The organism is Streptomyces syringium, assembly GCF_017876625.1.
Taxonomy (GTDB): domain Bacteria; phylum Actinomycetota; class Actinomycetes; order Streptomycetales; family Streptomycetaceae; genus Streptomyces; species Streptomyces syringius.
Window position 1 is genome coordinate 5,103,698 of the sequence record NZ_JAGIOH010000001.1, and the last position, 20,884, is coordinate 5,124,581.

Genomic DNA, 20,884 nt, shown 5'->3' on the forward strand with positions numbered 1-20,884 from the left:
GACGGCGGGTCCACCGGCAGAATCAATGTCTACGGCTGGAGTGCTAGGAGCGGGTTCGGCACAGTTCTTGACCCACGAGCTTGATCATGGCCTGCTGGGTGTCCTGGCCGCCGTCACTGGTGGCGTACACCACGGCGGTCCGGGCCCCGTCTCGGGTGGCGCCGCCCCAGGTGACGTAGCCGAGGAGTTCGCCCCGGTGGCCGAAGTAGCTGCCGCCACAGGGCAACGGGATCTCGGCAAGACCGAGTCCATACCTCATGCCCAGCTCGGGCAGCGCGGGCATGGTGGTCGTCATCTCGTCGAGCTGCGCCGGAGCCAGCAGACGGCCGCCGAGCAGCGCGGCGTAGAACTGGTTCAGATCATGCGCGGTGCTGATGATCGAGCCGGAGCCGACGGCCATACTCGAATTGAGCTTCGTGACGTCGATATCGGTGTCGGTGCCGAACGCGGCGTAGCCGTGGGCGTGCGGGCCCAGGATGAACGGGAAGACGCCGGGCGTACTGGTGTCCCTCAGCTCGAGGGGGCGGATGATCCGGTCCTTCACCTCCCGTGCCCAACTCCGGCCGGTGACCTTGGGGATGATCATCGCGGCAAGGATGTAGTTGGTGTTGGAGTACGACCAGCCGGCGCCCGGGGAGGACTTTTGCCGCATCGCCAGCCCCACCAGCTCCTCGGGGGTGTACGTGCGGAACCGCTCGGCCCGATAGCCGTCCGCGCTGTTCAACGCGGATATCTCCGGCCTGACATCAGGGATGCCGCTGGTGTGCTGCAACAGCTGCCGCACGGTGATCTGGCTGCCGTTGTTGCCGTTGCCCCGGACCACTCCCGGCAGCCACTGCTCGACGGTGTCCTCCAGGGACATTCGCCCCTCGCCGACGAGTTGCAGCACAACCGTGGCGGTGAAGGTCTTGGTGGCACTGCCGATCCGGAACCTGCCGTCCCGCGGCATGGGTCTCCTTGTGTTCATCGCGGCCGTCCCGGCGTACGCGCTGTCGCGTGCGCCCGGTGATGTCACCTCGGCGTGCACACCGACGGCCCCGGAGTCGTGGATCGCCTCCACCTGCCGTTGGAGCGGATGGGCCGGCCGGGGCTTCGCCGCCGCCGTGGACGCGGTCGATGCGGCGAGGACCGCTGTAGCCAGGCTGGTCAGGACGACCAGATCTCGCCGACGCCTTCTTAACCCATGCATGACGACCCCTTCTCTGTTCAGGTTGCGCGCACGTTCAGGGACCGCTCAGGCTGTGACCCCGCGACGGTGTCGCCTCCGGAGCCGGCGGTCGGCGACCATCCCACCAGCTGAGGAGGGATCGCTCCATCCGGCTTTCCCCCGACGTACTGATGCGCTGTCCTCAGGGCGGCGCCGGGGGATACCCCCCGACTGCTGAGACTCCCCCCGGCCGGCCCCGACCAGCAAGACCACGATCTACGGCTGGAGTGTTAGGCCCCCACCCCGGACCAGTCCTGCTTCTGCGCCGATTGGCGACTTGGGCACCATGGGTCCGGCCGCGGAGAATGCGCAAAACCCGCTTGGGGGACGAGGGCGACCACTGCTACGTTTTTGGAAGCCGTGCGAGAGATTGAGGAGGTGGTACCCGTGAACGCAGTATCGACATGGGTGCTCCCCTCCGGGGTCACGGTCGGGCGGTAGGTCGTCGTCCGGGAGCGCCGTCTCTGAGCCCTCCCGAAAGGCACGACCATGCAATTCACTTCTGAACAGCACCTCGACGACGGCGTCCTCGAACGCGAATTCACCCTCGGCGAGATCCCCGGCATCCTGTGGACACCCGCATCCACATCCGCACCGTCGCCGCTGATCCTGCTCGGCCACCCTCCACTCGGGCTGCGCAAGATGTACCCCCGCCTGGTGGCCCGGGCCCGGCACTGCGCGGCGGAGGGCTTCGCCACGGCCACCATCGAGCTCCCCGGAAGCGGCGACCGGCCCCGGTGGACCGCCGTCGACCAGGCCCGCGCCGACCTGCGCCGGGCGATGGAGGCCGGTGAGCCGGTCAGCGACGAGATCGTCGACGCCCTCGTCCTCCCGCTGGTCGACAAGGCGGTCCCGGAATGGCAGGCCGCCCTGGACGCCCTGCTGTCGCTGCCCGAGATCGGCGGCCCTGTCGGGTACTCGGGGGGAGTGATCTCCATCGGTGTCCGGCTGGCGGTGGTCGAGCCGCGCATCGTGGCCGCCGTTCTCTTCGCCGGGAGTTTCGTGCCTCGCGCCACGTTCGAGGAGGCCCGCCGGGCCACCGTTCCCCTGCACGTTTTGCTGCAGTGGGACGACGAAGGGAACGACCGGCAGCCGGCCCTGGATCTGTTTGACGCCTTCGGCTCCCAGGAGAAGACGCTGGAGGCCAATATGGGCGGGCACACCGGCGTCCCGCAGTTCGCGGGGGACGCCGCGGCCCGGTTCTTCACCCGGCATCTTCGAGACCGGCCAGCTTGGCGGGGGTGAAGAACTCCAGCCAAGCCGGGCCGGCTTCTTCGCCTGGCCCTTCGCGTGGAGTGGTGGGCCCACGATGGCTGGTCTGTGGTGGCGGCATCGCCCATCAGGGCTGCCTGTTTCCCGTTTCGTCTCTGCGGACTGTCCTGCGCTGTGACGGTGGTTTCACTACCCTCTGGAGAGTGGCTGTGGCTGAGCTGGAGACGGCGTTCCGATCGCTCGACGGCACCGCGCTGGAAGGCACGGTGTCGGCCCCCTCTGGGGTCGTCAAAGGGCTGGCGGTACTGGTTCATGGTGCTGGTGTGACACGTGAGGAGGGCGGTTTCTTTGCCCGGCTTGCCACGGGTCTGGCTGGAGCCGGTATCCGGTGCCTGCGCTTCGATCTCCGCGCCCACGGAGCCAGTGCCGGCCGTCCGGAGGAGATCACCATCGCGGGTGTCGCCAACGACATTCGCGCCGCGGGCGATCACCTTCGCGTGGAGAGCGGTCTCGACCGGCCCGTGCACGTCATTGCGGCGTCCTTCTCGGGTGGCGCGGCCGCGCTGCACGCCGGGCACCGGCCGCAGGACGTCGAGCGCTTGGTGCTGTTGAACCCGCGGATCGACTACCGCGAGCGGTACATCACCAGCCGTCCGTACGTCACCGAGGACTACCTCTCGGCTGAGGCGGCGAAGGCGTTGGAGGAGCAGGGGTTCACCGAGCGGAGCCCGTTCGAGCTGGGCCGCGCGCTGCTGAACGAGGTTGCCTATCTCGACCCGGAGACGTTTGTGGCGGCCGTCCGGGCCCCGGTTCTGGTGGCGCATGGGACGAAGGACACGTTTGTGCCGGTGGAGTCCTCCCGCCGCTACCTGCCGCTGTTCAGCGGTCCGGCTGAGCTCATGGAACTCGACGGTGCGCAGCATGGGTTCGCCGTGCACGAGGACCCGCGGTACCTGCACCCGCAGTCGCAGGCGTGGCAGGCCGAGGTCATCGAGCGCGTCAGCCGCTTCCTCGCCGGTTAGCCGGGCAGGGCAGTCAGTGCCTGGCGCAGCTCCCGTACGGCGGAGCGGCGGGCGTAGGGCCGCAGCTCGGTGACGGTGCGACGGAGTTCGCCGAGAGCCTGTCCGAAGTGTGGGGCGGCGGCGAGCTGGAGAGCGGACAGGCCGGTGGTGGCGGCTTCGTCGGGTTCGCCGGCGGCGGCGAGTGCTCCGGCGAGGTGGGCGGTGAAGAATGCCCTGTCGCGCGGTGCGAAGGCGCCTCGCTGGAGGTGCTGGCGTAGGAGGGTGACGGCACGTTCCGGTTGTCCGGCTTCGCGATGGCAGATGGCGCTTTGGGCCATGAGACGGTCGGTGTTGTAGCCGGCACACAGGGGCCCGGTACAGGTCGCCGGCCCTGATGGCTCGGCGTCGGCTAGGGCGTCGTGGGCCTGGTCAAGGGTGCGGGCGACCAGGTCGGGGACGGTGCCGGTGAGCGCCATGGCGCGGGCTTCTTGTTGCAGGGCCTCAGCCCGAGCCCGTGGGGGCAGCGTCCAGGGCCCGTGGACGGCGGCGTGGGCGAGGTCGCGCATGCGGGCCGCGTCGTCCCGCTCGGTGGCCTGGGCTTTGCGTAGCAACACGTAGGCGTGCATGGGGCCGTCGCCGCTGAGGGTGGCCCACTCGATGGCCCGATCGTGGAAGAAGGTCGTGGCGTGCGGCGGGGCGCCGGCATCCCGGTAGAGCCACGCGGTGAACTCTGCTGCCCGGGCCCCGACACCGAGAAGTTCGCGGCGGATGGTGGGAGAGGCGTCGCGGGCGATCTCGTCGATGGCACCGAGAATGCTCACGGCGCCTGGTAGGGCCTGTCGGGGGCCGGTACGGCCGTCTGTGCGGGCAGCTTCGTCAAGGGCAGCTCTCAGGTGGGCGACGAGGTGCTGGTCGGCGTAGCGGCGGGCACGGGTGACAGCGGCGGCCAGATGTTCAAGCGCGGTTGCGTCGAGGAATGGGGCGGCACCGGCCAGGGCGCCACCGAGAAATGTGCGTCGGCGCACCGAATCCTCCTTGCGGCTCCGGCCAGAGCGGGCGTCGGACGTTGCGCGGGCGAGCTGGTTTTCGGCGGGACGCAGGGGGACGAAGCCCAGGGCTTCCAGCGGGACGTCGAACATCGACCGCAGGATGCGGCGGGCGACCTTGTTGGGCCAGCCCGGCGTCGATGATTCCCACCTTCGTACCTGGCGCACCGTGATGCTCACCGACTCGCCCAGCGCGGCGGCGTGAGACTCGTACGCGGCGGCAACATCGGCCTGCGAATGCCACCCGCGCTCCAAGCGGGCGGTGACGAACAGGGTGTTGCCCGGGTGTTGGGACATGGGTACCCCCGGCGGCCGGTGTGTGGAGAGATCAGACGGTACTCCCGGACGCGACGCTGTGCGATGTGTCCTGCGATATGACCTCGTCCCGTTCTCGGCGCCGCGATGCACTGGGCTGCGAGGCCAGGGCCTTGGGCCCGGCACACCCGCGACGAGAGGAAAACGCAGTGACCTGCGTATGGAGGGGCAACAGCCCGGCCGGACCGAGGCGCACCACCATGCCGCCCGGCGGTGAGGCACGGTGAGCCGTCCGTCCGCCAGGACGTCCTCAGCTCCGCCCGCATGGGTGGACCGCGGCACCCGTGTCCTCGTCGACGGCGGTGTCGCCGTGGTGACGCATGTGGGCAACCCATGGAGCTTTGACCGTGAATCCGGGGAGATCTACCTGCGCCCGGAGCGCGGCGGCCGCGAGTTCACTGCCGATGGCCCGCTTCGGCCCGCACCCGACCATCCGTTCGACGAGTGCCTTCGCTAAGGCACCCCGCCCTCTTCCTGGAGGAACTCCCCATGTCTGATCTCGACTCCCACCTGGTGCCGCCGACCGCCTGCACCATCTCACCTCCAATCACGAAAGGGCGACCGTGATCAGAACCGAGGCGGCCAAGAAGTATTGGAAGCAGCGGCACGCCGCGCTCGACGCCAGCGACGCGGCGGCCGCGGATCTGCGGGCGGCGCTCGCGCGGCACGGTCTGGTCATCCCGTCGCTGCGCAGCTCCGAGCCGGTGGACCACCGGCGCTTCGTCGAACTCGGCGGTTGCCGGGCGGAGGTCGCTGCCCGGCTCGCCCAGGTCCTCGACGCGGCAGCCGACGCCAGGAGCGAGGAGGCCCGGTGAACGCGACGAACAACCCGTCGGCCGGCGCGACCTCGGCTGCGAGGAGCGAACTCGACGTCGACCGCGTGCGGCAGGCCATTGAAGCCGCACTCGCGCCTCTGCCTGTGGGTGACCGCCTCGACCCGGCCTTGGTCACCACTACGGCGCAGCGGCTGGCCGAGTACGCGCAAGTCCTGCTGCCGTATGCCGCCGAGGCCCACGGCACGCGGCGCTCGTCGCGGGGGCCGGGCCTCGCCGGGCACGGGCTGACGCACGTGCGCTACCGGCTCACCCATGCCGACTGTCCCGACGCCGGGACCGATGTGGACGCCGCGCACGTGTGGTGCCAGGAGATGGCCCGCAGCTGCCAGATGCTCCTCGGCCTGGTGAGCGACAACAGCCAGGGTGGAGCGACCACATGAGCGAGGGCCGCGCTGCGCTCACTGAAACCTGCTCCATCATCACGAAGGAGATGGTCGCCATGGGACGCAAGGACGACCAGCAGCAGGAACCGGACGACGACGACCGCGCCTGGAACCCCGACGACGATTTCGGCCGCCCCAGCGACCCCACCGACCCCTCCACCGCCGACGGCGACGCACCCCACCGCCGATGACCACCACCCGCGACTACGCGACGCTGCGCCACAACTGCGCCGAGGCCCTCGCCGTCGACCGGCAGTTCGGCGCCCCCTGGGTCCGCGATGCGTTCGAGGCCGTCCCCCGCGAGATGTTCGCACCCTCGCGGTTCTGCATCAGGGAGGAGGACGGGACGTACCCGGTCGTCAGCCGGGCTACGGACCCCGAGGCGTGGGGGCGCGCGGTCTACACCCACGACCGCGCGCTGATCACGCAGTTCGACGACGGTGACGCCACCGGCGGGCAGGCTGCGGTGGGGCGCCTGTCGTCGTCCCTGTCCTCGCTGCGGGTCGTCGTGCGCCAGCTCTCCCATCTCGATCCGCAGCCCGGCCGGAGGGGGCTGCACATCGGCACCGGAAGCGGCTACGACTCGGCCCTGCTCGCCGAACGTGTCGGCGCCCGCAACGTGATTACGGTCGAGGTGGACCACCGGCTTGCCGCCGACGCCCGCCGCGCTCTCGACACGGCCGGGTACGGCGACGTGCAGACGGTCGTCGGCGACGGTGAGCACGGGTGGCCCCCCGGCGCACCGTACTCCTGGGTCCTCAGCACCGCCTCGGCGATGCGCATCCCTTGGGCATGGATCGAGCAGACGGCCCCCGGCGGTGTGATCGTCACCCCCTACCGGGGGCTCGCCCTGGTGCGCTTGGTCGTCGCCAACGACGGCGAGTCGGCGTCCGGGCCGATCGCGGACGCCATGGCGTTCATACCCCTGCGGGGACAACGCGGCCGCGACGTGGTGGACGTCCGCCCGGTCATCGACGCCACCATGTCCGGCGCCGAGAGACTCAGTACCACCGTGGACCTGTCGGTACTCGGAGAGGCCCTCGGCGCCGAGCTGCTCTTCCACGTCCTCGTGCCCGGGGTGCACATCCGGTTCGGTGAGACCTGGTGGTTCCAAAGCCGTGACGCCTCCTCATGGGCCGCATGGAAGCCCACCGGGCAAGGCCGGCAATGGGGGCCGCGCCGCCTTCTCGGCGAAGCCGAGGCGGCAGTGACCGCGTGGCAGGAGGCCGGTGAGCCGGACCTGACCGACCTGGGCGTGACCGTACGGCCCGACGAGGAACGCCTATGGGCCGGACGCAGTGATGGCCCCTCCTGGCTCGTCACCTGAACTCCGGCGGAATGCCACGCGTGCCCCGAGAAGAGCCAGTCGCATATCCGGCTTATCTGATGTATCCACCCGCCAGGGTGAACCTTCCGGCTTCTCGTTGACCTCCTGGAGTCCCGCCACCACCGTATGAGGGCGGCCGCCGGCTGGGGAGTCGAAGCGCCGCGCCGTCAGCCGTCAGAACGGCTGGGGGAGGCACATCGCTGTGCTACAGGAGGGGGAAATGCTCATGCGTCTCTCATACGTCGGCCGGGCGGCGGCCGCGGCAGCAGCGTGTCTGCTGGCCTTGGCCGTGACACCAGGAGCCGGGCACGCGGCGGCCGGTGCCAGAGGATCGACGGCACCGGACGCCGTGATGCGCCTGGCGCCGAACTACCAGGTCGAGGTCGACAACTTCTCCAGTCAGGCGTTCGATGAGATCGCCGTGGCCTTCACCCGGCACAGCACACCGGTCACGCAGATCCTCCACCAGTACAACGTCCCGGCGTCCAGCGTGGTCAACTTCGACCTGGGGCCGTGCTCCGACGTGAAGCAGTACGCGGTCAGCGGCATCGTCGGGGGCCAGCGCCTGTTCACCACCGGTGACGTCGAGGCGGACCCGGTGGGCTGCGACGACGTCGTGACCATCAGGGACAGGGCGGCGGGCGTACAAGCGGAACGAGCCCTGCGGTGAGGCGCGCGGTGAGGGCGGTCTGCGCGGCCCTGCTCCTCCTGGCGGCTTCCTTCACGGCCGCACCGTCCGCCGGGGCCCAGCCGACCCCGGCCGAGCCGAACTACGTGGTTGACGTGATCAATCACTCCCGCCTCACCCTCGACGAGGTCAACCTGGCCGTCGCCCGGCACAGCGATCCGACCATCCGCCTGATGACCCAGCGCCGCGTCACCTCCGGGGCAACGGCCACCTTCAACCTGGGCGCTTGCTCGGACGTCCGCCAGTTCGCGGCCAGCGCGTTCATCGGCAGCCGCGAAGTGCTGCACACCGGCAACATCAACCCGAGCCCCACGTGCCGCACGCAGATCGAGATCACGCAGGACCTGACCGCGCACCGGAAGGCGGTCCCGTGACCCCTCGCATGAGCGTCCTGTTCGCCCTGCCCGCCGCCGCACTGATCGCCGTGACCTCGGGAGTGACCTCCACCTACGCGGTCCCTGCCGAAATCGCCCAGGGCGAGTTCCTGTTCACCACCGCCGACGGCCGCGGCCACCGCATGGTCAATCCACCGGCCGGGAAATGCATCAAGCTGCCGGACCAGGGCAGCACGAACGGCACCAATGTCACCAACAAGAAGGCACACATCTTCGCCACGTTCGTCTCGGCCACGGACTGCCGGCAGGAAGTCGCGTCCGCGGAGAAGAGCAGCGGACGAGGGACCCCCTGGAACACGCCGGGCTTCCAGCCGACCGCACACGCGGTGAGGTTCGACTGCGACAACCCGTCGGTGTGCTGAGGGGGGAGGGGTAGGGGCAGGGCAGGCGTGGCGGTCTCGGCCCCGACCACGCCTGTCGGCGCTACCGTTGGTGTACGAAAGCCGTGAACAGGGCCCGTAGCAGCGCCACTTGAGTCAGCGCGTCCCGCGCGAACGGTCGGGTCCGGCCATGCGGCTTCCCTACCGAACGTGAGGACGGTCTCGTGTTCTACGCATACGGCTTTGAGCGGGTCGGGGTAGTGGTGAGCGACCTCTACTTCGTCGATCCCGACCCGGAGCCCGGGCAGGAGGGCGCCGAGCGCGGCGTACGCCTGGAGCTGCGGCACGTCGAGAGCGGGACCCTGAAGGGGTCGATGTACTCCGCGCGGCCCATCGAGATCGACCGCCCGCTGTGGCGGGTGGACCTGCTGGAGTCGGTGGCCGGGCCGGTCGGGAGCTTCGACCGGACACATCACCACCCCCGGTTCCAGGGCTGGGAGCCCGGCGCGCGGGTCTTCGACGAGAAGCTGTCCGCCGATCCCCTTGGGTGGTTGGCCGAGCGGCTCTGCGACCTCGACGGCGTGCTGGAGACGGCGGGTGCGGCCCGCGACGAGGTCGGGGCGACGGACGCGGCCGATCTCCGGCGTGCCGCCCCGGAGATCGTGGACGCCGTCCGCCGACTGCTGGACGGGGTACGGGCCGGTGAGCTCGGCAGGCGGCCGGCCGGCGACGAGCCGGTCACCGACGCCCGCGTCAGCTGGCTTTAGCCAGGGCGTGGCACCTCCCGCTGAGGCGGGCACGGGTTCGCCTCAGCGGGAGGTTCAGCGGGAGGTTCAGCGACTCAGCGGGTGCAGCTGATCGCGGCGTCGCCCGCGTAGTAACCCGGTGCCAGCCGAGTCGAGTTGGCGTAGAGCAGCACACACTGCTCATTGAGGAACCCGCTGATCAGCGCGTTCTGGCGGGCTCTCTTCTCGGCTTCCCGCTTCGCTTCCTTGGGGCTGTTCTCGTACGCGAAGCCCGTGAACGCCCGCGTCTCCTGCACGGTGGCGGCGTCGGCGCGCACGCTCGCGTCGGCGTACGCGGCGGTCGGCGCGAGCACGGCGAGGCCCGCGAGAACGACGGCGGCCCCACCCCGGATGAGCATCGAGGTCATGTCGGTATCCCCCTTTTGATGAAAACCCTGGAAATCCTGGAAATGCGGAAACGTGCTAGTCAGCGCTGGCAGAACAAGCTGGCGACCGCCGCGTACACCCCACCGCCGACCGACCTGACGTCGGTCGCGCGGACGTGGCACTGGTTCGCCTGCCAGCCCGCCGACTGGGCGAACGTGTAGGCGATCCGGACCGCGCCGTCCACCGCCTGGGACGGCGAAGTGCCGGTCCCGCTGCCGGTGAACGTCCTCACCTCAGGCGCGACGAGCTCCTGGGCCGGGCCGGTCGGGGCCGCCTGGGCTGATGTGACACCTCCGAAGAGGCACGCCGAGGCGGCAAGGGCCACGGCGGTGGAACGCAGACGTAACGCGGACGAGCGGCCCACGGGACTCCTCGATAGTCGCTTCGACGGTCACTGAAGACGGTCACCAAACGGCAGCGCACATGCCAGGGGTCCATGTCGAACCCCCGTATGGGACACATCCCACCGGAGTCCGATCCGTCCCACTATCGGAGAACCGGCCATTCCTGACTCTGAAGACCGGCCAGGGCCGCCGGCGCCGCCCCGAAATCCGGTGGACGTTCCGGCCACCGCTCACGTCTCCTTGGCCGCATGACTGAACGCCGCATGACTGAACGCCGCATGACCGAACTACGCACCGAGCGCCTCACCCTCCGCCCCTGGCGGGACGCCGACCTCGCCCCGTGGGCGGCCATGAACGCCGATCCCGAGGTCCGCGAGTTCCTGGGTGAGCCGCTCACGCGGGAGCAGAGCGATGCCTCGGTGGCGGCCTTCCAGGCCGACTTCGCCGAGCGCGGCTACGGGTGGTGGGCCGTCGAGGTGACCGCCACCGGTGAGTTCATCGGCTTCGCCGGTCTCGACGACGTGGACGACGACCTGCCGTTCACCGGAGTGGAGATCGGCTGGCGGCTCGCCCGCTCCGCCTGGGGGCACGGCTACGCCACCGAGGCTGCCCGGGCCGTCCTGGCCTTCGGCTTCGAGACGGTCGGGCTCGCCGAGATCCTGGCGGTGACGACCGCCACCAATGTCCGCTCCCAGGCGGTGATGGCCCGGATCGGCATGACCCGGGACCCCGCCGACGACTTCGACGACCCCGACTTCCCCGAAGGGCCGCTGCGCCCGAACGTCCTCTACCGGCTCAGGAAGCCCTGACGGCCGCCTCCAGCAATGCCTCCGCCTGGTCGACCGCCCCGGTCAGAGCCTCCGGCCGAGGCGACAGGCCGCTGAGCACGCGGTCGATGCCGCGCAGCCCCGCCCGTTCCACCAGCGTCTTCTCATTGGTGACCCACTCGCCCTTCGCCGCCAGCACCGCGTGCGCCGCCTGGCAGGCGGCGGTGGCGATGGCCCCGGCGGTGTCGGCGAGACGGCCCCGTTCGGCGTGGGCGGTCCGGGCGTAGGCGAGGGTCAGCCGGGCGTCGCCCCACCAGCGCTCCGGGGCCTGCCGCCGCAGGGCCTCGGGGTACGCGGGGCGCGGCAGCTCCCCGTGGAGCACCTGATTGGCGGCCAGCTCCGCGAGGACGATGTAGGTCGGGATGCCCGCCAGGTGGCACAGCAGCCGCTCGACGCGGAAACGGCCCTCCCGGGCCTCGGCGAGGTGATGCTCGACGTCGTCCAGGTCCCGGTAGTGCACGTCGATGCGCCGCCCGTCGACGTGCAGCCAGGCACCGCCGTTGAACACCCCGCCGCCCCACCCGCCGATCCCGGAGACCTCACCCGGCCAGCCGAGGGCGCGCACGTCCTGGGGATCGAACGCGCCCCGGTAGTAGACGGCGAAGTCCCAGTCGCTGTCCGGTCCGTGCGTCCCCGTGGCCCGCGAGCCGCCCAGCGCGACCGCGTGCACACACGGCAGTGCCGCGAGTCGCTGCGTGACATGGGCGAGGAAGGCATCGTCGTCATGTGCGTGCATGGGCCGGAGCCTAGGCGGGGCGGCCGTCGGGGTGCAGATCTTTTCGGCGGGCGAACGCCGACGGGTCCCCGTAACCCGCCTCCGCCGTCCAGCTCAGCGGCTCGATATGGGCGTTGAACGGCAGGCCGTCCCGTGTCATCCGGGGGCGTGGATGGTTCAGGTGCAGCAGCGGGTCCTCGAAGCGGACGACCCCGGCGGCGGCCGTGAGACGGGCGATGACGTCGTCGTCCTCGCCGCCCCAGCCCTCGTAGCGCTCGTCGAAGCCGCCGACACCGTGGAAGACCTCGGTACGGACCCAGACGCAGCCGCCCGGCGGTTCCCGCAGCAGCAGGCCGCGCAGCGTGCTCTCCGGGACGTCCGGCAGGCCGGCGGCCGTACGGGCGTGGATGGCCCGCAGGCTGGACGGCTCGTCCAGGGACAGCGACCAGCGGAACGGCAGATGCGTGCCGTGGGCGCCGGTGGCGATCCGGTCGACGTTGCGGCGGACGAAGGAGCGGTCCACCAGGATGTCGGCGTCCAGGACGCACAGGTAGGGGACAGAGTCCGGGACGGTGCGGGCACCGACGTTCACCGCCCACGACTTGTTGAACAGCCCCGGGTTCTCCGCGAAGACGTAACGGTCCACGAGCGGCTCCAGCCGGGCGCGCGAGCGCGGCCGGTCGTCGGTCTCGACCACCGTGACGTGGTGCGCGGGGCCCGGGCCCTGGTCGGCGAGGGCGCGCAGACAGGCCAGGAGATTACGGGTGCGCAGGCCGCCCGCGTCGCGGTCCCGGAAGGGGATGACGATGTGGACCACGGCGGGTCCGGAGGCCGTCCCCGGGCCCGCCGCTGCCGTCTCGGCCGGGGCCGCCTCGCCACCTTCCCCCACCTGGTAGTCGATCCAGATGTGCCGGTCCGCCTCCTCGACCGCCGCCGCGAGCCGGGCCCGCTCCTCGCCGTCGTCCGCCGCCAGCGACCGGGCGAGGCGCCGCCGCAGCTCCAGCTGCGGCGCGAGCGCGGTCGGGTCGGCGACCAGGTCCTTGTACGGCTGCGCCGCCTCCGGCCGGGCCGCCAGGAAGCCGGAGAGCAGCGCGTCCACCGCCCGGTAGTGCGGCTCGCTCAGCTCCCAGTAGTCGGCGGCGATCCCCGGGACCGCCGGGTCGTGGGCCAGCACGGCGTAGGCCGTCAGTCGCTCGGCAAGGGTCCTGCTCGGCACGTACGAACTCCTTCGATAATGTCCCGTGTGTTCAGGAGGACGACGACGTCAGTCGGTCCCCTTCACGCTTCACGCCCCGTCGTCCCCCGACCATGCCCGCAGCCAGCGCGGATCAGGCGTGTCGCCGCGCCGCACGAACCGGGCGTCCACCGACAGCCGCATCGCGTCCGTCGTCGTGTCCAGGGAGGCGTGGATGATGTGCGGCAGATGGACCATGACGTCCCCCGCCGCGTAGTCCGCCCACATCCAACGGCGGCCCAGCGCACGGGCCGTCGAGGCCAGGTCGTGGCTGATCGGCCGATGGTCGCCGGGGCGGTCGCCCGCCGACCGCAGCGGCGCGTACGCGGCGGGCGGCAGCGTGTGGGAACCCTCCAGATAGACCAGGCCGCCGGTGGCGGGTGGGCAGTCGCCCACCGGTATCCACAGGGTCAGCACCCGGTCCGAGCCCCGGTCCATGTAGTCGCGGTCCACATGGGCGCGGGAGGCGAGGCGCGAGCCCCGGTGGAAGTGGCGCAGGATCCGGCGGGGGAGCATCTGGACCGGGCCGCACAGCAGCGACTCTGCGAGCGCGGCCGGCGCCGGATCGGCCAGGAAGCGGTGAAACGTTTCGGAGCGGACGAACGCGTGCGCCGGATGGCCGGGGACACCGTGCGCGGGCAGCCCCGGCGGCACCCGGCCGGAGAAGATCCCCTCGCGGTGCGTCGTCCCCGGCGCGAGCAGCACCGGATCGCAGGACGCGAAGTACGCCTCGCGCAACCGCAGTACGTCCTCCCGCGCCAGCACCCCGCGCAGATACAGACAGCCGTCCGCGCGCAGCCGGGCCCGTAACGAGGCCGGCCGGGAGCGCAGCTCCGTGCTGTCCCGCAGCGGCGTGAACAGCTCCTCGTCGAACGTGAGCGGAAGGCCGTTCGAGGACAGCGTCGTCATGATGTTTCTCCCCGTTCAGTGGACGCCTTCGATCAATAGACGCCTTCGACGGCGCCCTCCGGGTCTTCTCCGTCCGCCCCCGGCGTCCAGGGGCGGACGGCCGCGACGCCGTCCCACGGGAACCACGGGTGGGGGCCGGTCCTGACCGCGCTGTCCCGCTCCAGCAGGTTCGGCAGGAACAGGTCCTCCAGCAGCGTCGTCACCCGCACCCGGCCGCGCTCGCCGACAGCCACCTCACGCCACGGGTCGTCGGGGTCGACGACCGTCAGCACGGCGAACGGCGGCGGCAGGTGGTACGAGTGGCTCCCCGGCTCCGGCCCGTCCGCCTGGAGCGCGTGCCCGACCAGCGTGTTGCCGTAGGTGTCGATCCACTGCACGCCCCGCAGCTGCTCCTGGCGCAGGTACCGCGCCTCCGCCGCCGTGCAGGACGTACCGCCCGTGCAGACCGCCCGCAGCCCGTACGCGTCGATCGGCTTCGGCAGCCGCATGGCGAGGGCGAGCAGCAGCCGCGCGGTGGTGAAGAGCAGAGTGGGCCGCTCGGCGGTCAGCAGCGCCTCCGTCTGCGCCACGAGGTGGTCGGTGTACGCGTCGGCCTCGCCGTGCGCCCTGATCTCCGCCTTCACCCACCGGGGGTCGAAGTCGATGGCGAGGACGGCCCCGCGCCAGCTGTCGGCGAGCCCCTCCACGAAATGCCCGTACGCGTGCGGCCCGGCGGGCGTCATCGCGAGGATGTCGCCGCCCGCCACGCCCCGGGCCTCCAGCATCGCGCGGTACATCACCACGTCGTACGCGAGCCGGGAGACGTTGACGATCCGGCAGGGCGGACCGGTCGTGCCACCGGTCTCGAAGACGCGGAACGGGCGGTCCCGGTACCCGCGCGGCAGCAGCTCCCGGGCGCGCGCGGCCCTCAGCTCCGCCTTGTCGAACAGGCCGAAGAGCGCGAGAGCGGCGAACCCGTCGACATCGGTGAGCGGATCGAAGCCCAGGCCGGAACGGCGGGACACCCAGAACGGCGAGCCGGTCGCGGGGGAGAAGTGCCAGCGCATCATCCGCCGCGTCCACGCGTCGAGCCCGGTCCGCAGCTCGGGCACGCGCTCGCACATCGTCGCGAAGAGGTCGGTGGTCATGCCGGTCCCTCCGGGAGCCTGTGGACGAACAGCGACCCGGCGGCGATCGCCTCGGCCCCGGCGGGCGAGGCGCTCACCACGGCCGCGAACGGGAAGGGCACCTCATGACCGACGAGCGGGTGGCCGGGGTCGGCGGAGGCCAGCAGCGCGAGGGCGGGCAGGGCGTAGACGTCGGAGCCGGTGCCGCCGGTACGGGCCGTCGGCGGGCGCCGGGTCAGCAGCCGGTCACCGGGGCGCAGCCGCTCCCGTACGCCCCAGGCCGCCCGCTCGGCCTCGCCGGGCGTGCGGCAGGCGGTCAGCGGCCAGGGGGCGGCGGGATCGGTGGGGAGGACGTCGAGCGCCTCGGCCAGGGCGGTGGCCAGCGCGTCCGCCCCCGGCCCCGGGCACACGACCGTGCGGACATTGGAGCAGAACCGGCCCCCGTCACCCGCGACCAGCGGCAGCAGCCACGCCACGGCTTCGGACGTGCCCATCCCCGGCGGTACGAGCGCGCAGCCGCGCCCCGGGCCGTGCACGGTCAGCTGCGGCGCGCCGCGCACGGAAGCCGCCGGACCGGCGCCCCCGTAGACGATCTGACGATCCGTGAGCCGCACGAGGCCGCGCAGCGTCCGCCGCTCCGACGGGTAGAGGCCGAGTCGCCAGGCGGGCCAGCCGACCGCCAGCAGGGCTGCCACGAGACGGGCGGCGGACCAGGGTTCGCGGCGGCTGGGGCGCACCCAGACCGCCGCGCTGCGGGCCGCCTCGGACAGCACCGACTCCAGGCAGGAGAAGGTGTTGCCCGGCAGCGACACCAGGGACAGGGCGCCGTCCGGCACCCCGCCGCCCGGCACTCCGGCCCCGGGCAACGTCTCGGGTACCGCCTCGCGCAGCAGCCCGCACCAGCGGTCCACGAGCGCGGCCGGGACGCCCGCCGTCGCCCATATCGCCGCGCGGAACTCCGCCGGGCTCTGGACGAGGGAATCGCCGATGGTCACGGTGCCGTCCGTGAACAGGTCCAGGGCCTCGGCCAGCAGTTTCCGCCGGTCGGCGGGACGGAACTCCGCATCGCCGTGCGCGAGGGCTTGCGCCTCCCACCAGCGCCGGTCGGACGCCGCCACCACCTCGGGTACCAGGGCCAGTTCGGCGGGCGGGCCCGGCAGCCGGAGCGTGTCCGCCGAGGTGTGCCAGGCGGCCCGGCGGAAGGCGGGCAGTAATGCCGGGCGCGCGGTCACGACAGCTCGCTCCGCAGCGCGGCCGCCACCCTGATCTGCTCGGCCTCCGTCAGTGTGGGGTAGAGCGGCAGGGCGACGTGCCGTTCGGCGAACCAGCGCGCTCGCGGGAAGGCCGCCGCCCCGGCGCCGCGCTCGCGGAAGAACGGCTGGTCGCAGAGCAGCGTGTCGTACACCTCGCCCGCGAGCGCGACACCGTGCCGCTCCCGCAGCCGCGCCTTGAGCCGCCCCCGGCCCACGGGACCGTCCAGATGGACGAGGTATTTGTAGAAGTTGCTCTCCGACGCCTTGGGCGGGATGTACGGGCGTAACCCCGGGACGCCGACCAGGAGTTCGTCGTAACGGGCGGCCAGTGCCCGGCGGGCGGCGAGGGCGGGGGCGAAGCGCTCCAGGTCCACCGCGCCGACGGCCGCGTGCAGTTCGCTCAGCCGCCAGTTGCCGCCGGGCCGGTCGTGCAGGGTGGAGCCCGGGGCGCTCTTGCCGTGGTCGCGCCAGCGCCGCGCGCTCTCCAGGTCGTCGGGCCCGGCGCCGGTCAGCAGACCGCCCTCGGCACTGGTGGCCACCTTCGTGGGGAAGAAGGAGAACGCGCCGAAACGCCCGAAGGCCCCGGCCGCCCGCCCGTTCAGCGTGCTGCCGAACGCGTGCGCGGCGTCCTCCAGAACGGGGATGCCGCGCGCCCGGCACTCCTCCAGGAGCGGTTCGAGGGCGGGCGAGACGACACCGCCGATATGGACCGGCACGACGGCGGCGACCGGACCGTCCGCCGCGAGCGCCGCCCGCAGGGCGTCCGGGTCCATGCCGAGCCCGTCGAGCTCCAGGTCCACGAAGCCCACCCGCGCGCCCGCGCGGACGGCAGCGGCGGCGGTGGCGAAGAACGTGTTGACGGGGACGAGGACGGTACGGCCCGCGACGTCCAGGATGCGCAGCGCGATCTCCAGGGCGGCGGTGCCGGAGGAGAGGGCGACCGTATCCCGGCCGTCGGTCCAGGTGCGGGCCAGCGCCTCGAACCGGGCCACCTGCGGCCCCTGCGTGAGCACCCCGCAGGCCAGGGCGTCGTCCACCCGGTCACCGATCGTCCGCCGCTCCTCCGCCGTGAAGCGCACGCGCTGCGCGGGCACCGGGGCGAGGGCGGGCGCGGTGGGCGCGGTGGGCGTGGCGAGGGCCCGGGTGAAGAACGCGGCCGCCCGCTCCCGGTCGGTGCCGTGGCCCATGTCGAGCTCCAGCACCTCCAGCAGCTCCGCCGCGCCGGCGGCGGTGTACGCGCGGCGGACCGTACGGGCGGCCTCGCGGGCGTCGGCGGGGTCGAGGTAGGGGTCCCGCAGCCCGTACTGCAGCTGGAGCGGGGCGGGGGCCAGGGCGCCGAGCAGTTCGGGCAGGTCGGCGTATTCGAGGATGCCCGGCAGCACCGCCCCCTCGAAGCCGGTCAGCAGCCGGGCGAAGAGCGCGGGGTAGCTGCCGAGGTGTCCGGCCACGCAGACGGGCGTCGGCCCGTGCGGCCCGTGCGGCCCGTCCGGCCTGTCGGTCAGGAGGGCCGTGTGCAGGGCGACGGCCCCGCCGAGGCTGTGGCCGAAGATCCCGGTCCGCCCGGGTGCGGCCCGGGGGTGGGCGCGCAACCAGTCGAGGGCGGCGGTCGCGTCACCGAGCAGGGCGCCCAGCAGCGAATGGCCGCGCAGCGCGAAGGCGTGCGCGAGGACCGTCCCCTCGTCCCGCCCGGCGAGCCGGTCCGGGTCGAGGCCCCCGTCGATGCCGTGGTCGACGGCGAGGGTGAGGAAGCCGGAGCGCGCCAGGTGCTCGGCGACGTTGCGGTCCGGGTGGTCGGGCGGCTCCTCGCCGGTCAGCTGGTCGAGCCGGGCGTTCTTGCCCCCGACGACGAGGACGGCGGGCAGCGGCCCGCTCCCGGCGGGGGCCAGCGCGGTGGCCCGGAACCGGCCCCGGGCCGGGCTGTCGAACAGCAGCCTCTCCCGCACCAGCCCGTCCGCCGTCTCGGGCGGCCGCTCGCTCGTCGCCGCGACCGGCCCGCGCTCGGCGCGCGCCAGCCGGTCCACGACGTCGTGGACGCGCCGGGACCACGCGGTGAACCCGTCCGGCCCGGCCGCCTTGCCGGGGGCGGGCCCCAGTGCCCGCTCCACGGAGAGAAGTTGACGCAAACGATGGATCTGCATGGAGCCCTTCGCGGTGGAGGAGGTACGCCGTCGGCGGTAGGGGCGCTCTGCCGGGGTGATGGGCGGGGCAGTGGGCCGGTCCCGGCTCCGTCAGGTGTCAGACGAAGTCGGCGTGCAGGGTGCTGGGCACCTCGACCGCGTACGAGGCGAGCGCGTCGTCCAGCCGGATCCGGCCGCGCCGCAGCAGTTCGAGCAGCTCGTTCTGCGGGCGGTAGAAGCAGGACTTGCACAGGTCCGTCCGCAGCGGGTTGGAGGCCTCCCACTCGGCCCGTGGGCCGCCCTCCAGCACCTCGGCATAGCTGGTCCCGATCACATCGCCGATGCGGTAGCGGCTGTTGAGGTGCACCTGGGGGCACGGGTAGAGATGCCCGTCGGCGCCGACGGCGGTCACGAAGCGGCTGTAGTGGCAGCGGTCGAAGTCGCCCTCGACGGCCTCCACCTGGTCCATCGGCCCCCGGTCGAGCTTCGGGACCGACACCTCGAAGCCGTCGTCCGCCAGCGCCGCCGCCTCGGTCAGCGCTCCGGCGACCTCGGCCATGACCGCCTCGATCGTCTCGTGCCCGAGCGCGCTGTAGAACTCCGGCTCGAACCGTACGTAGTGCGCCCCGGCCTCCCGGGCCACGCGGGCGGCGGCCAGGATCTCCCGGTGGTTCCGCTCGGTGATCACGTAGTTGAAGCCGATCCGGAAGTCCGGGTCGATGGCCGACTCCCGCAGCCGGCTCACGTTCCGCAGGAAGGACGTGAAGGTGTGCTCACGGTCGCGGGTGATCTCGTCGAAGGTGGCCTCGGTGCCCGCGTTGAGCCCGATCCGCACCCAGGTGTGGGTGGACGCCACGCACTCCGCCAGGGCCGGCCTGCCGAGCCGGGAGCCATTGGTGATCAGACCGATGCGCAGCCCCGCCTCGTGCCCGGCGTCGCAGATGGCGGAATAACCCGGATGGATGGTGCACTCACCGCTGCCGCAGAACGTCACCGCGCGGCCGTCGTTGGCGGCGAACTGGCGCATGAGGGAGACGGCCTGCTCCGTCGGGATGGAGTCCTTGAAGGAGAAAAGGTCGTAGAACTGCTCTTCATTGGGGGAGTGGAAGTTACAGAAGTTGCAGCGCATATTGCACGCGCCCATGATGCCGATGCGCATATGGACGGGCCGGATCTCCTCGCCGTCCACGAATCGGCGCAGCAGGTCGCCGTGGGCGAGGACTTTTTGCGGGGAGTGCGCCCGGTCGAGATTGACCACGGGCAGTCCGGGGCGGTTGTTGGTGGGGGCGGCTGCGTCATAACTCCGCACGCCTGCGGTGTCGTTCATGGTGTTCCTCTCGCAGCTCTCGCAAGGCCAGAGGTTCGGCGTGGCGACACTATGAGTCCGCGTCGGGGGCGTCAATAGGTCTAGACCCGGGCCGGACCCGGACGGAAAAACACGAATGCCCCCTCCTGGGAGGAGGGGGCAGTTCGGTGTGTGCCGTGCTTTTCGGGGGCAGGCCGCCGGGGCGGCCTCCTACTCCGCCGGCCGCTGCAACCTCGCCACGAACTTGTACCGGTCCCCCCGGTACACCGACCGGACCCATTCCACCGGAGCGCCCTGGGCGTCCAGTGAATGCCGGGAGAGCATCAGCATCGGCAGGCCCACGTCCGTGCCCAGCAGACCCGCCTCGCGTGGGGTGGCCAGGGAGGTCTCGATGGTCTCCTCGGCCTCGGCGAGGCGGACGTCGTAGACCTCGGCCAGCGCCGTGTAGAGGGAGGTGTACTTCACCAGGCTCCGGCGCAGCGCCGGAAACCGCTTCGCCGACAAATGGGTCGTCTCGATCGCCATCGGCTCACCACTGGCCAGCCGCAGCCGCTCGATGCGCAGGACGCGCCCGCCCGCCGCGATGTCGAGCAGGGCGGCGAGCCGGTCGTCGGCGGTGACGTAGCCGACGTCGAGGAGCTGCGAGGTGGGCTCCAGGCCCTGGGCCCGCATGTCCTCCGTGTAGGAGGTCAGTTGCAGCGCCTGGGAGACCTTGGGTTTCGCGACGAACGTGCCCTTGCCCTGGATGCGCTCCAGACGGCCCTCCACGACCAGCTCCTGGAGCGCCTGGCGCACCGTCGTCCGGGATGTGTCGAACTCCGCCGCCAGCGTCCGCTCCGGCGGCACCGGGGTGCCGGGAGGCATGGTTTCGGTCATTTCCAGCAAATGCCGTTTAAGGCGGTAGTACTTGGGAACGCGCGCCGTCCGCCCGCTCCCCGCGGCGTTGCCGCTCTCCGCCGTACCGCCCTCGGTCACCATGGTGCGCCTTCCCGACTCCGATCCTGCTGCCGTCACCGGCTCCTCCGTAAATCGCGGTCACATCGTGGCACGGGCAGAGCCCGAGGAGCCCGGAGACGCCCAGGTCGACCTCGAGGTGTCGGTCCGGTAACGGAGCCGACAGCGACTCTTATACACCCTTGACACCCCAAAAGGTCTAGGCCAAGCTGCGGGC

General features: G+C 71.8%; 24 protein-coding genes. 12 read left to right on the top strand and 12 right to left on the bottom strand.

Annotated elements, in window-relative coordinates:
* Positions 1-43 precede the first annotated feature (43 nt).
* Entirely contained in the window at positions 44-1,189 is a 1,146-nt protein-coding gene (locus JO379_RS22845) for a serine hydrolase domain-containing protein (RefSeq protein ID WP_207303977.1), read from the bottom strand.
* Between the two features lie 507 nt (positions 1,190-1,696).
* Between JO379_RS22845 and JO379_RS22850 the strand changes: the two genes are divergently transcribed.
* Both JO379_RS22850 and JO379_RS22855 read left to right on the top strand, forming a co-directional pair.
* Positions 1,697-2,452, top strand: a complete 756-nt coding sequence (locus JO379_RS22850) for a dienelactone hydrolase family protein (RefSeq protein ID WP_209516708.1) — start codon at positions 1,697-1,699, stop codon at positions 2,450-2,452.
* Positions 2,453-2,628: 176 nt separating this feature from the next.
* A complete protein-coding gene (locus JO379_RS22855; protein ID WP_130879831.1) occupies positions 2,629-3,441 on the top strand; it encodes an alpha/beta hydrolase in 813 nt (270 codons plus the stop codon).
* Here JO379_RS22855 and JO379_RS22860 read toward each other — a convergent pair.
* Positions 3,438-4,763, bottom strand: coding sequence for an NsdA family TPR-like regulatory protein (locus tag JO379_RS22860; protein WP_209516711.1), 1,326 nt, complete (start codon positions 4,761-4,763; stop codon positions 3,438-3,440). The genes JO379_RS22855 and JO379_RS22860 overlap by 4 nt on opposite strands.
* Before the next feature lie 581 nt (positions 4,764-5,344).
* Here JO379_RS22860 and JO379_RS22865 point away from each other — a divergent pair.
* The 8 genes from JO379_RS22865 (at position 5,345) to JO379_RS22900 (ending at position 9,497) form a co-directional block, all read left to right on the top strand.
* On the top strand, positions 5,345-5,596 hold the full coding sequence (locus JO379_RS22865; protein WP_209519047.1) for a hypothetical protein: 252 nt from the start codon (positions 5,345-5,347) through the stop codon (positions 5,594-5,596).
* Positions 5,593-5,997 (top strand): DUF6415 family natural product biosynthesis protein, encoded by a 405-nt coding sequence (locus JO379_RS22870; protein WP_130879834.1) that lies wholly within the window; start codon positions 5,593-5,595, stop codon positions 5,995-5,997. Before JO379_RS22865 ends, JO379_RS22870 begins: the two co-directional genes overlap by 4 nt.
* Complete coding sequence (locus JO379_RS22875) at positions 5,994-6,191, top strand: hypothetical protein (protein WP_209516717.1); 198 nt, start codon at positions 5,994-5,996, stop codon at positions 6,189-6,191. The genes JO379_RS22870 and JO379_RS22875 overlap by 4 nt, the downstream gene beginning before the upstream one ends.
* A complete protein-coding gene (locus tag JO379_RS22880; RefSeq protein ID WP_209516719.1) occupies positions 6,188-7,327 on the top strand; it encodes a methyltransferase domain-containing protein in 1,140 nt (379 codons plus the stop codon). The genes JO379_RS22875 and JO379_RS22880 overlap by 4 nt, the downstream gene beginning before the upstream one ends.
* A gap of 226 nt (positions 7,328-7,553) precedes the next feature.
* A complete protein-coding gene (locus JO379_RS22885; protein ID WP_130879836.1) occupies positions 7,554-7,997 on the top strand; it encodes a hypothetical protein in 444 nt (147 codons plus the stop codon).
* Positions 7,994-8,389: a hypothetical protein gene (locus JO379_RS22890; protein WP_130879837.1), complete on the top strand. Its 396-nt coding sequence runs from the start codon at positions 7,994-7,996 to the stop codon at positions 8,387-8,389. Before JO379_RS22885 ends, JO379_RS22890 begins: the two co-directional genes overlap by 4 nt.
* Positions 8,386-8,772: a hypothetical protein gene (locus JO379_RS22895; protein ID WP_130879838.1), complete on the top strand. Its 387-nt coding sequence runs from the start codon at positions 8,386-8,388 to the stop codon at positions 8,770-8,772. The genes JO379_RS22890 and JO379_RS22895 overlap by 4 nt, the downstream gene beginning before the upstream one ends.
* Before the next feature lie 182 nt (positions 8,773-8,954).
* A complete protein-coding gene (locus JO379_RS22900; protein WP_130879839.1) occupies positions 8,955-9,497 on the top strand; it encodes a hypothetical protein in 543 nt (180 codons plus the stop codon).
* 74 nt (positions 9,498-9,571) lie between these two features.
* Here the strand turns inward: JO379_RS22900 and JO379_RS22905 are convergent, their stop codons facing one another.
* Together JO379_RS22905 and JO379_RS22910 are read right to left on the bottom strand one after the other, a co-directional pair.
* Complete coding sequence (locus JO379_RS22905) at positions 9,572-9,883, bottom strand: hypothetical protein (protein WP_130879840.1); 312 nt, start codon at positions 9,881-9,883, stop codon at positions 9,572-9,574.
* 59 nt (positions 9,884-9,942) lie between these two features.
* Positions 9,943-10,266 carry a hypothetical protein gene (locus JO379_RS22910; protein ID WP_209516722.1) on the bottom strand — a complete coding sequence of 108 codons (324 nt, stop codon included), beginning with the start codon at positions 10,264-10,266 and terminating at the stop codon, positions 9,943-9,945.
* 258 nt (positions 10,267-10,524) lie between these two features.
* Here JO379_RS22910 and JO379_RS22915 point away from each other — a divergent pair, with 258 nt between their 5' ends.
* Complete coding sequence (locus JO379_RS22915) at positions 10,525-11,055, top strand: GNAT family N-acetyltransferase (RefSeq protein WP_130880305.1); 531 nt, start codon at positions 10,525-10,527, stop codon at positions 11,053-11,055.
* On the opposite strand, the gene JO379_RS22920 is transcribed toward JO379_RS22915, so the two are convergent.
* The 8 genes from JO379_RS22920 to JO379_RS22955 form a co-directional block, all read right to left on the bottom strand.
* A complete protein-coding gene (locus JO379_RS22920; protein WP_130879842.1) occupies positions 11,042-11,809 on the bottom strand; it encodes a nucleotidyltransferase domain-containing protein in 768 nt (255 codons plus the stop codon). The genes JO379_RS22915 and JO379_RS22920 overlap by 14 nt on opposite strands.
* Before the next feature lie 10 nt (positions 11,810-11,819).
* A complete protein-coding gene (locus JO379_RS33400) occupies positions 11,820-13,004 on the bottom strand; it encodes a glycosyltransferase family 2 protein (RefSeq protein WP_209516725.1) in 1,185 nt (394 codons plus the stop codon).
* Positions 13,005-13,073: 69 nt separating this feature from the next.
* Entirely contained in the window at positions 13,074-13,931 is an 858-nt protein-coding gene (locus JO379_RS22930) for a phytanoyl-CoA dioxygenase family protein (protein WP_130879844.1), read from the bottom strand.
* Between the two features lie 32 nt (positions 13,932-13,963).
* Positions 13,964-15,058: an acyl-CoA synthetase family protein gene (locus JO379_RS22935; protein WP_130879845.1), complete on the bottom strand. Its 1,095-nt coding sequence runs from the start codon at positions 15,056-15,058 to the stop codon at positions 13,964-13,966.
* Positions 15,055-16,269: a hypothetical protein gene (locus JO379_RS22940; protein ID WP_209516727.1), complete on the bottom strand. Its 1,215-nt coding sequence runs from the start codon at positions 16,267-16,269 to the stop codon at positions 15,055-15,057. The genes JO379_RS22935 and JO379_RS22940 overlap by 4 nt, the downstream gene beginning before the upstream one ends.
* Positions 16,266-18,428 (bottom strand): DegT/DnrJ/EryC1/StrS family aminotransferase, encoded by a 2,163-nt coding sequence (locus JO379_RS22945; RefSeq protein ID WP_209516730.1) that lies wholly within the window; start codon positions 18,426-18,428, stop codon positions 16,266-16,268. The genes JO379_RS22940 and JO379_RS22945 overlap by 4 nt, the downstream gene beginning before the upstream one ends.
* 97 nt (positions 18,429-18,525) lie before the next feature.
* A complete protein-coding gene (locus tag JO379_RS22950) occupies positions 18,526-19,734 on the bottom strand; it encodes a radical SAM protein (protein WP_245381525.1) in 1,209 nt (402 codons plus the stop codon).
* Positions 19,735-19,923: 189 nt separating this feature from the next.
* The gene (locus JO379_RS22955; RefSeq protein ID WP_130880306.1) at positions 19,924-20,691 is read right to left on the bottom strand and encodes a GntR family transcriptional regulator; all 768 of its coding nucleotides are present in this window, start codon (positions 20,689-20,691) and stop codon (positions 19,924-19,926) included.
* Here JO379_RS22955 and JO379_RS22960 point away from each other — a divergent pair.
* Positions 20,621-20,821, top strand: a complete 201-nt coding sequence (locus JO379_RS22960; protein ID WP_209519050.1) for a hypothetical protein — start codon at positions 20,621-20,623, stop codon at positions 20,819-20,821. The two genes, JO379_RS22955 and JO379_RS22960, sit on opposite strands and share 71 nt — an antisense overlap.
* Positions 20,822-20,884: the final 63 nt, after the last annotated feature.